The 10,289-nt window shown below is 55.7% G+C and carries 8 protein-coding genes; 7 read left to right on the top strand and 1 reads right to left on the bottom strand.

The genetic code is table 11. The features are described 5' to 3' along the window. Positions 1 to 2 precede the first annotated feature (2 nt). Positions 3 to 944, bottom strand: coding sequence for an AraC family transcriptional regulator (locus ETV65_RS00535; protein ID WP_129951069.1), 942 nt, complete (start codon positions 942 to 944; stop codon positions 3 to 5). 163 nt (positions 945 to 1,107) lie between these two features. Here ETV65_RS00535 and ETV65_RS00530 point away from each other — a divergent pair, with 163 nt between their 5' ends. The 7 genes from ETV65_RS00530 (at position 1,108) to ETV65_RS00500 (ending at position 9,764) form a co-directional block, all read left to right on the top strand. Then, positions 1,108 to 1,941, top strand: coding sequence for an oxidoreductase (locus tag ETV65_RS00530; protein WP_129951068.1), 834 nt, complete (start codon positions 1,108 to 1,110; stop codon positions 1,939 to 1,941). A 118-nt stretch (positions 1,942 to 2,059) separates the two neighbouring features. After that, positions 2,060 to 3,067, top strand: coding sequence for a magnesium/cobalt transporter CorA (gene corA, locus ETV65_RS00525; RefSeq protein WP_129951067.1), 1,008 nt, complete (start codon positions 2,060 to 2,062; stop codon positions 3,065 to 3,067). Between the two features lie 177 nt (positions 3,068 to 3,244). Further along, a complete protein-coding gene (locus ETV65_RS00520; RefSeq protein WP_129951066.1) occupies positions 3,245 to 3,664 on the top strand; it encodes a hypothetical protein in 420 nt (139 codons plus the stop codon). 187 nt (positions 3,665 to 3,851) lie between these two features. Beyond that, positions 3,852 to 4,118 carry a copper-binding protein gene (locus ETV65_RS00515; RefSeq protein ID WP_235174085.1) on the top strand — a complete coding sequence of 89 codons (267 nt, stop codon included), beginning with the start codon at positions 3,852 to 3,854 and terminating at the stop codon, positions 4,116 to 4,118. Positions 4,119 to 4,132: 14 nt separating this feature from the next. Beyond that, positions 4,133 to 5,386 (top strand): TolC family protein, encoded by a 1,254-nt coding sequence (locus ETV65_RS00510; protein WP_129951064.1) that lies wholly within the window; start codon positions 4,133 to 4,135, stop codon positions 5,384 to 5,386. Further along, on the top strand, positions 5,386 to 6,630 hold the full coding sequence (locus ETV65_RS00505) for an efflux RND transporter periplasmic adaptor subunit (RefSeq protein ID WP_129951063.1): 1,245 nt from the start codon (positions 5,386 to 5,388) through the stop codon (positions 6,628 to 6,630). The genes ETV65_RS00510 and ETV65_RS00505 overlap by 1 nt, the downstream gene beginning before the upstream one ends. Continuing rightward, positions 6,627 to 9,764 carry an efflux RND transporter permease subunit gene (locus ETV65_RS00500; RefSeq protein ID WP_129951062.1) on the top strand — a complete coding sequence of 1,046 codons (3,138 nt, stop codon included), beginning with the start codon at positions 6,627 to 6,629 and terminating at the stop codon, positions 9,762 to 9,764. The genes ETV65_RS00505 and ETV65_RS00500 overlap by 4 nt, the downstream gene beginning before the upstream one ends. The last annotated feature ends 525 nt before the right edge of the window (positions 9,765 to 10,289 follow it).

Genomic DNA, 10,289 nt, shown 5'->3' with positions numbered 1-10,289 from the left:
GCTTAATGCGAAGAGATAAAATCAGAAGGCGTGGCCGGGGCAGGTAATGAAAAATTCTGCCTCATGCGCGCCACTTCACTCACCGGAGTCAGCCCGAATAAGCGTTTAAATTCGCGGCTGAACTGCGACACACTTTCATAACCCACCTGCGCGCTGGCTGCTGAGGCGGTCAGATTATTACGCAACATCAGTAATCTGGCCTGATGCAAACGGGTGGACTTGAGGTATTGCATCGGCGATGTATCAGTAATGCTTTTAAAGTGACTGTGAAACGTCGGCACGCTCATCCCCGCCTCTTTTGCCAGCGCATTTACATCCAGATGCATGGGGTATTCTGCGTGCAATTTCCGCAGGGCTTTCATCACCTTGCCAAATTGCCCCTGCAGGGCCAGCGCACTGCGCAATGTACCGCCCTGAGCGCCTGTTAGCACGCGATAATACAGCTCCCGCATCATCGGCCTGCCCAGAATTTCAGCATCCTGCGCAGACGCCATGACCTGTAAAAATCGCAAGACTGACGCCCGCATGGCTTCGTCCATTAAACTCGACACCATACTTTTGGGCGCGTCTACCTGTGGGGGGTCATACGCATCCAGTTGCAACATCAGTTCTGCCGCCAGCGTGAAATCCAGCCGAAGATAAATCGCCAGCATCGGTTCGCTGACGCTGGCGTCGGTTTCCATCGTAAAAGGCACCGGCACTGAGACGGCCAGATAATGTTGCGCGTCATACAAATAGACATTATTGCCTAAAAAACCGCGTTTACTTCCCTGCACGACAATCACAATCCCCGGCTCATACAAAACCGGCGTACGCAAAAGCGGACGATCGGAACGCAGAAAACGCACATCCGCCAGAGCCGTGAGGTTGTAGCCTTCACGGGGCGTAAGCCGGTCCAAAAGCGCGATCATTTGCTCAGTCACACTCAACGTCAGATGCGTCATATCACCCTGAAAATACCTGGCAAAAAGTGAATAAAGTGTCGCACCCAGAATCCGCCGTGTCCAGATGACTCAGAGGAACAGGCAAACATCAGAGAGGATCGGGGCTACAGCTCCGGGGTTGCACGCCCTATGCTACAAGTCCGTTTTTTATTGAGGAGTGTGTATGAGCCGGTCAAAATTATTATTCATCACAGGTGTAAGCAGCGGATTTGGCCGCGCGCTGGCAGAGGAGGCTCTGCAAGCCGGGCACCGCGTGGTCGGCACATTACGTAATGCGCAGGCTTGTGAAAAATTCGAGGCGCTGGCCCCTGGCCGCAGTTTTGGCCGCGTACTGGATGTCACGGATTTCGAGGCTATCACCCCGCTGGCCGCTGCCGTAGAACAGGAAATCGGTGCCGTTGACGTACTGGTTAACAATGCCGGTTACGGACATGAAGGCATTATGGAGGAATCACCGTTAAGTGAGGCGCGGCATCAGTTTGATGTGAATGTCTTTGGCGCGGTGGCCGTCATCAAAGCCTTTCTGCCCTATTTTCGTCAACGCCGCGCCGGGCAGGTGCTCAATATCACATCAATGGGTGGCTTTATCACTCTGCCCGGCATCAGTTATTACTGTGGCAGCAAGTTCGCCTTACAGGGGATTTCTGAAACGCTGAGCAAAGAGCTTAAACCGTTCAATATTTCCGTCACGGCCATTCAGCCCGGATCGTTCCGCACTGACTGGGCAGGGCGTTCAATGGTACGCTCGCCGCGCACGATCAGTGATTACGACGCCAGTTTCGGCCCCGTGCGTGAAACCCGGGCAAAACGCAGCGGCCACCAGCCAGGTGATCCGCAAAAAGCCGCCCGGGCTATTTTACAACTGATTAATTCGCCGGCACCGCCTGCCTCGCTGTTACTCGGCAGTGACGCGGTAAAATTTGTCAGGGAAAAACTGCAACAAATGAATACCGATATTGATGCCTGGGAAGCGCTAAGCCAGTCCACCGATGGCTGAAACATTCTTTTAAATATCCCGACAGCGCATTTCCCGGAGACTGCGCTATTCTGTTCAGACACTGAATTCATCCTGCCTGCGGGCAGGATTTTCGTCTGAATAACAATCGGGTAAAACAATGAACTCCATTTCCAACGAAGAGAAAAAACCCAGCTGTGATTCAGTGATCAACAGCGTGGCTTACCGTGACGGTAAGCGATTACAGGATGTGACGGTCGAAGACATCAGCGAAGTGCTGAAAGAACCCGATACCTTTGTCTGGCTTGGATTATGGCAGCCTGAAGATGCCTACATGCGCAGCATTCAGGAAGAATTCGGCCTGCATGATCTGGCGATTGAAGACGCGCTGACGGCGCATCAGCGCCCAAAAATCGAGCAGTACGGTGAGTCACTGTTTATTGTTACGCACACCGCGCAGAAAGTGAATGAAACCATTGAGTACGGCGAAACACACCTGTTCCTTGGCAAAAACTTTCTGATCACCGTGCGTCATGGCGCATCATCGAGTTACAAAGAGATCCGTAAACATGCGGAAGAACGCCCTGAAATGATGAATAAAGGACCGGGTTATGCGTTGTATTGCGTGCTCGATTCCATTGTTGATAACTATCTGGAAATTCTGCATCAGTACACTGAACAGTTTGCTGCCATCGAAAAACTGATGTTCCGTAACACCTTTAATCAGCAGGCGGTGCAGCAGGTGTATAGCCTGCGGCGGGATCTGTTGTCGCTGCGCAATGCGGCAGTGCCGATGGAAGATATCTGTAATCAGCTCAGTCATCACTTTGAGGAGCTGATGCCCAAAAGCCTGCGCGCGTATGTGCGCGATGTGCAGGATCATACCAATCAGGTCATCCGCACCACAGATGATCTCCGCGAAATGCTCTCGAACGCCATGCATGTGAATCTGGCACTGGTGTCAGTGCATCAGAACGAAGTGGTGCAACGGCTGGCGGGCTGGGGCGCGATCCTGGCGATCCCGACGGTGATTTTCAGCCTGTACGGCATGAACTTCAAAAACATGCCGGAACTGGATGACTGGTGGGGATATCCGCTGACGCTGGGCGTCACTGTCGCCGGTTGTGCGTGGCTATACTGGAAGCTTAAAAAATCAGGCTGGCTGTAAGTTAATTATTACCTGAAGCCACACGTTAATTAACATGCGAATAACAGAACCCGTTGTTATTCGCCTTCTTTAATTATCCTGACAATTTTAATCCTGACTTATTCTGTTTGCCCTTTCCTCTTCGCATTATTTCCTTATATACTCAGTCGCATCTTTCTTACGGAAATAATATTGATCATGTCAGTCCGTTTCGCGATTTCACAGTTTATGCATTCACTGCGCTTGCCCGGCAAGCGGGTCAGTGCCTTGCTGTTCGCGTTATGCTGGCTTATTCTCAATTCCCAGCTGGCGCTTGCCAGCCATCAGTGCGATATGCGCCCGCCGGTGGAAAATACCCCCATGGCGCACAACATGACTATGCAAACGCCTGATTCTCCTGAGTATATGCAAAGTCAGTCCGTATTGTGTGAGAAGCACTGCGTCCCTGAAAGAACCCCGTCTGACAGTGGTTCCGTGCCGCTGGTAGCACTGCCGGTCCTTCCGGCATTAGCCATGATCACCGTCGACGCCAGCACAGCGGTCACTACCGCAGACTGGGTTGCCCCTCCGGTCACTCCCCCTCCTGCCGAAGTTCAGTTCTGCCGATACAGAGAATAGCCCCTGCTGTCCTGAGTGTTTTCCAGCACTCAATATTCAATGAAATTTATTTGCCATTTATTTTCCAGAACAATGGCTATTTTTATCTGATGACAGTATCGGAGTATTCCCCATGCGTGCAATTTTTAATTTAATTTTCGTTAGTCTTTTCTTTATTCCCTTTTATTCCTCCGCAGAGTCCATGCCGATGAGTACGGATCATGATCATATGACGATGCAGCAGAATGTGCAGACATATGAATCCGAAGGCGTGATCACCCAATGGCAATCTGATCGTGTCGGGATTTCCCATCACGCCATCCCTGCGCTGAAATGGCCGGCCATGACCATGAATTTCCGTCTGCCGCCAGAAATTGCCGCCCGCTCCCTGCCCGCCGGTACACCGGTCACCTTTAGCTTTGTCAAAACTGATTCCGCTTATCAGTTGCAGACACTGTCACCCCTGAAACGCTGACCGGGAGATTCACCATGTCTGTTTTACCGCGTCACCACCGGGTGACGTGGCAATGGCTGCTGGCTTTTGTGCCCGTCAGCGCGTTTGCCACACCCGTTACCCTGCCGCAGGCACTGATTGCTGCGCAGGATTATTCCGCCGAGCTTTCTGCCAGCCGTCACCAGGCAGATGCGCTGGATAACCGCGCCGGTTTGGCCATGCAATTGCCGGATCCGAAGCTGAAATTTGGCATCGAAAATCTGCCGGTCAGCGGCGGCAACACCGACCGGTTTACCCGTGAAGGCATGACAATGCAACGTATCGGCATCATGCAGGATTACATCAGCAGTGATAAACGTCAGCGCAAAGCGGACACGCTGCGGGCGGAGTCCCGGGAAGTCGCGGCTACCCGCCAAAGTATCCGGGCACGTTTGCAGCGCGAGGCCGCCCTGGCCTGGATGGAGATGGCGATCGGCGGGCAAACTGTCTCGCAATTGCAAAAACTGGTGGACGAAAGTCAGCATCAGATTGGTGTTCAGCGGGGTGGCGTCAGTGGCGGCAGTTCGCTGCCCGCCTCGGTGCTGGACGCACGCCTGACACTTATCAGCATGCAGGACAAACTGACTGAGGCCGGACGCGATGTTCAGTTGGCCCGCACCCGTTTAAGTCAGCTGACAGGTATCGGTCAGCCTGAAATTAACGGCGCCATTCCACCTTTCACCGAACTTCCGGCGCAGGCGTTACAGGCCGGAAGCGTCGAACAGCATCCTGAAATTATTCAGGCCAGGCGCGAAGCCGAGGTGGCGCAGGCGAAATCCTCACAGTCGGCCATTGCGGCACTGCCCGACGTCGGTGTGGAAGTGTATTACGGCCACCGCGCTGACGGCTATGAAGATCTGGCGGGCGTGATGTTTACCGTTGATCTGCCCCTGTTTACCGCCTCACGTCAGGATAAAGATCACGCCGCCGATCAGTCGATGGCAATGGAAAGCAATGACCGGCTGGCGCAACGGGTACGCGATCATCAGGCGCAGCTGACCAGCTTGCTGACGCAATATCAGGCGGCCACGACATTATGGCAGCGGCAAAAAAATGACGTAATCCCGCTGCAACAGCAGCGTATCAGCGTGATTCAGGCGCAATATCGCGCCGGGAAAAGCAGCCTGAATGAGGTTCTCGACGCCCGCCGTAACCTGATCGACAGCCAGATTGCCGAACGTAATGCCGCGCTGGAAGTGGCCCGTTATTGGGTCGCCCTGCGTTATCTGGCCCCACAGGAGATTCAATAATGACTGATGCTAAAACTTATAGCCTGCTGACCATCACGATCGTGGCCGCGCTGAGCGCCGGTTACGTCGCCGGCCGCCACAGTCATCCGGAACCAACGCAGACAGCTGCCGCGCCCGCCGGGCGCAAAGTGCTGTACTGGTATGATCCGATGACACCCGGCCAGCGTTTTGATAAGCCGGGTAAATCGCCGTTTATGGATATGGAACTGATGCCACGTTACGCCGATGAAGTCACCGGTGACGACGGTGTGACGGTCAGTGCCCGCCAGCAACAGAATCTGGGATTACGCAGTGAGAAAGTGCAACGCCGGGTGTTATCCGCCACGCTGAATGTCTACGGCACGGTCAGTGCCGATGAACGCAGCCTGCGCACCGTCGCCGCGCGTGCGAACGGTTTAGTCGAAAAACTTTACGTTGCCGCCAGTCAGCAGCGGGTGAAAAAGGGCCAGAAAATGGCCACGTTGTGGATCCCCGACTGGACCGCCGCGCAGCAGGAATACCTGGCCGTGCGTCAGCTTGGGGACCGCAGCCTGACCACCGCCGCCCGTCAGCGGCTGGCCTTACAGTTTATGCCGGAAGACATTTTGCGCCGCGTGGATAAAACCGGTCAGCCGCAAACCCGCATCGACGTCGTGGCGCCGGAAGACGGTTATCTCAGTCAGCTTGCCGTACGTGAAGGTGCGCAGGTCAGCGCCTCGCAGCCGTTATTCGAACTGACCAGTCTGAAGCAGGTATGGATTGTGATGGATTATCCGCCTTCCGCCGCCAGCCAGATCCGGATCGGCAGCAAAGTCACGGCCAGCGCCGACAGTCAGCCGGGCGAAGTTTTTCACGGCACGGTCAGTGAATTGCTGCCGGATATCGATGCCGTCAGCCGGACACTGAAAGCCCGCGTAATAATGGAGAATCCGCAGGAGACCCTGCGTCCCGGCATGTACCTGAATTTGTCGCCGGATGTCGGTGACGGGGCTGCGGTTCTGGCCATTCCCCAGGAAGCGCTGATCCAGACAGGTAGCCGCAATACCGTGCTGCTCGACGACGGTAACGGGCATTTCACCCCGCAAGCGGTCACCACGGGCGCGACGCGTGATGGCTGGACACAAATACTATCCGGCCTCGATGAAGGCCAGGCGGTGGTGACATCAGGACAGTTCCTGATCGACTCCGAAGCCAGCCTGCGCAGCGCGCTGCCGGCGACAGAAACTCCGCTGTCAGACACGCATCAGCACGGGGGGGATTTATGATTGCCGCCGTGATCCGCTGGTCGCTGAAAAACCGGCTGCTGGTGTTACTCGCCGCGCTGATGATGGCGGGATGGGGCATCTGGTCATTACAAAAAGCCCCGCTCGATGCCCTGCCGGATCTCTCTGACGTGCAGGTGATTGTGCGCGTGAGTTATCCGGGTAAGGCACCGCAAATCATCGAAGATCAGGTGACCTACCCGCTGACGACTACCCTGCTGTCGGTGCCCGGTGCGAAAACCGTGCGCGGTTTTTCAATGTTTGGCGATGCCTATGTTTACGTGCTGTTCGATGACGGCACCGATCCTTACTGGGCGCGCTCCCGCGTGCTGGAATATCTGAGCCAGGTGCAGTCCTCACTGCCGGCAGGTGCAAAAGCCTCGCTGGGGCCGGATGCGACCGGTGTCGGCTGGATTTATGAGTATGTACTGACCGACAAAACCGGCAAACACAGCCTCGAACAACTGCGCGCCCTGCAGGACTGGACGCTGCGTTACGATCTGAAAACGGTGCCGGATGTCTCTGAGGTCGCCAGCATCGGTGGCATGGTGCGTCAGTATCAGGTAGTGGCTGATCCGCAACGAATGCGCGCCCGTGTCGTAACACACCAGCAACTGGTGACCGCGTTGCAAAACGCCAATCAGGAAAGCAGCGGTTCACTGCTGGAAATGGGTGAGGCTGAATATATGGTCCGCACCTCCGGCTATCTCAAAAGTCCGGAGGACTTCAACAACGTGGTGGTGACGGTTAACAGCGGGATCCCGGTGCTGCTGGCGGATGTTGCCACCGTGCGTACCGGCCCGGAACTGCGGCGCGGTGTGGCGGAGCTCAACGGTGAAGGCGAGGTGGCGGGCGGCGTAATTATTATGCGCTCGGGTAAAAACGCACTGGAAACCCTGAAAGCGGTCAAACAGCGGTTACATGCTCTCGCCCGCACATTGCCGGCGGGCGTGGAGATTGTACCGGTGTACGATCGTCAGCCACTGATCGAAAATGCCATCGACACGTTATCCCATAAATTACTGGAAGAGTTTGTGGTAGTTGCGGTGGTTTGCGCGCTGTTTCTGTTTCACTTCCGCTCTGCGCTGGTGGCCATTATCACCCTGCCGCTTGGCATTCTCGGTGCATTTATCGTCATGCATTATCAGGGCGTCAGCGCCAATATCATGTCACTGGGCGGCATCGCGATTGCCATCGGTGCGATGGTCGATGCCGCGATTGTGATGATCGAGAATATGCATAAGGTACTGGAACAGTGGCGGCATGAGCATCCCGGTCAGCAACCGGCACCGGCAGATTACTGGAAAGTGTCTGAGCGGGCTGCCACGGAAGTCGGTCCGGCGCTGTTTTGCAGTTTGCTGATCATCACCCTGTCGTTTATTCCGGTGTTTTCGCTGGAAGCACAGGAGGGCCGGATGTTTTCCCCGCTGGCATTCACCAAAACTTATGCGATGGCGGTGTCTGCCGGGCTGGGCATCACGCTGGTACCGGTGCTGATGGGCTATTTTATCCGTGGCAAAATTCCTGATGAGAATGCCAGCCCGCTCAACCGCTGGCTGGTCGCTGTCTATCAGCCGGTCCTTTCCGCCGTGCTGAAACGCCCGAAAATCACGCTGTTATGCAGCGGTCTGTTCCTGCTGGTGTCCCTGTATCCGCTGGCAAAACTGGGCAGTGAATTTATGCCGCCGCTCGATGAAGGCGACCTGCTGTATATGCCGTCGACGCTGCCGGGGATTTCAGCCCGGGAAGCGGCGCGGCTGTTGCAGCAAACGGACCGGTTAATCAAAACAGTGCCGGAGGTCGCCAGTGTATTTGGCAAAGCCGGACGGGCAGACAGCGCCACTGACCCGGCTCCCCTGACGATGGTCGAAACCACGATCCGCTTTAAACCGCGCGACCAGTGGCGGCCGGGTATGACGCCGGACAAACTGGTGACGGAGCTCGACAATGCGGTGAAATTACCGGGTATCGCCAATGTCTGGGTACCGCCTATCCGCAACCGTCTCGACATGCTGGCCACCGGCATCAAAAGCCCGGTAGGCATTAAGGTGAACGGTAATAATATTGCGCAAATCGAGCAGATTGCTCAGCAGATCGAGCATATCGTGAAAAAAGTGCCGGGTGTAACCTCAGCGCTGGCCGAAAGGCTGGAAGGCGGCCGTTATGTCGATATTACAATCAACCGGCGCGAAGCTGCACGTTACGGTGTCACGGTTGCTGAACTACAATCGCTGGTCTCGACACTGGTCGGCGGAGAAAATATCGGTGAAACCCTGGAAGGCCGCGAACGTTATCCGATCAACCTGCGCTATCCGCGTGAACTGCGGGACAATGTGCAGGCACTGCGTGACTTACCGGTGCTGACAGCCTCCGGTGCACAGGTACCGTTGTCGGCGCTGGCATCGGTCAGCGTCACCGACGGTCCGCCGATGCTGAAAAGTGAGAACGCCCGTCTTTCTGACTGGATCTATGTTGACTTGCGCGGACGCGATTTGAAATCTGCGGTCGACGACATGCAACGGGCGGTGAACCAGCAGGTAAAATTACCGGAAGGCGTGACGGTCAGCTGGTCGGGACAATTTGAGTATCTGGAGCGCGCTACGGCAAAACTGAAAATAGTGCTGCCGGTGACCCTTCTGATTATCTTCATACTGTTATATGTCACATTCAGCAGTGTCCGTGACGCGCTGCTGATCATGGCGACCTTGCCGTTTGCCCTGACCGGCGGCGTCTGGTTGTTGTTCCTGCTCAGCTTCAATTTGTCGGTCGCCGCCGCCGTCGGCTTTATCGCCCTGGCCGGTGTCGCTGCCGAATTCGGGGTAATCATGGTGTTGTATCTGAATCAGGCGGTGCAGCGCCAGCAGAAAGCCGGTGAGGAGATGAGTGAGGCAGAACTGTGCGACGCCATTCATCATGGCGCGGTGTTGCGTGTCCGGCCAAAAGCCATGACCGTCGCCACAATTATGGCGGGTTTACTGCCGATCATGTGGGGAAGCGGCACCGGTTCAGAAGTGATGCAGCGCATCGCCGCGCCGATGATCGGCGGCATGGTGAGTGCCCCGCTGCTGTCGATGCTGGTGATCCCGGCGGTTTATTTGCTGATGCATCGGAGGGGCGTGACCGGGTCACGGGTTTAGCACTTGCAGTGCGGGCCTGATCGAGAAAATTTCGGTTTCTCACGTGCGGTGCTTACCTGACGCGCTGCGCCGAAACCGCCCAAGAGGGAGAAGTGCTTTCTCCCTCTTGGATCTCCCTCCGCTTTTTTACTGCGCGCTATCGCAGTCGGCCATGTTTCAGGTACATCAGTGACCGGCTGGAAATCTTGCCGCTACGCGGTGCCTTCTCTCGGTCCTGGAGCCTCTGGTCTCCAGGCCGCTCCGCTCAGCAAGATTTCTGAATCGCCCGCACGATCTTAAATTCAAAACCAATCCGCTTTTCATATCAAAATCAGTGAGGTTGTGAAGTAGAAGCCTGAGGCCGGTTCCAAAATCACGCCGGACGAGAGGTGGAAAACCGCGTGTCTTTATTACGCGGGTTGTAACCCGAAGGGAGGGAACCGCGCAGCGGCGGGATTTTGCGGCTATCGCTGTGATGCCTGAAACATAGCCAGCAAGCGGAGCGCGCAGTGAAAGAGCCGGAGATTCTTAAGAGGCGCGGCGATA

It is taken from the genome of Rahnella sp. RFA10(1/100) (genome assembly GCF_004195115.1).
Classification (GTDB): domain Bacteria; phylum Pseudomonadota; class Gammaproteobacteria; order Enterobacterales; family Enterobacteriaceae; genus Rahnella; species Rahnella perminowiae.
This window is presented reverse-complemented; position numbering and strand designations above follow the sequence as displayed.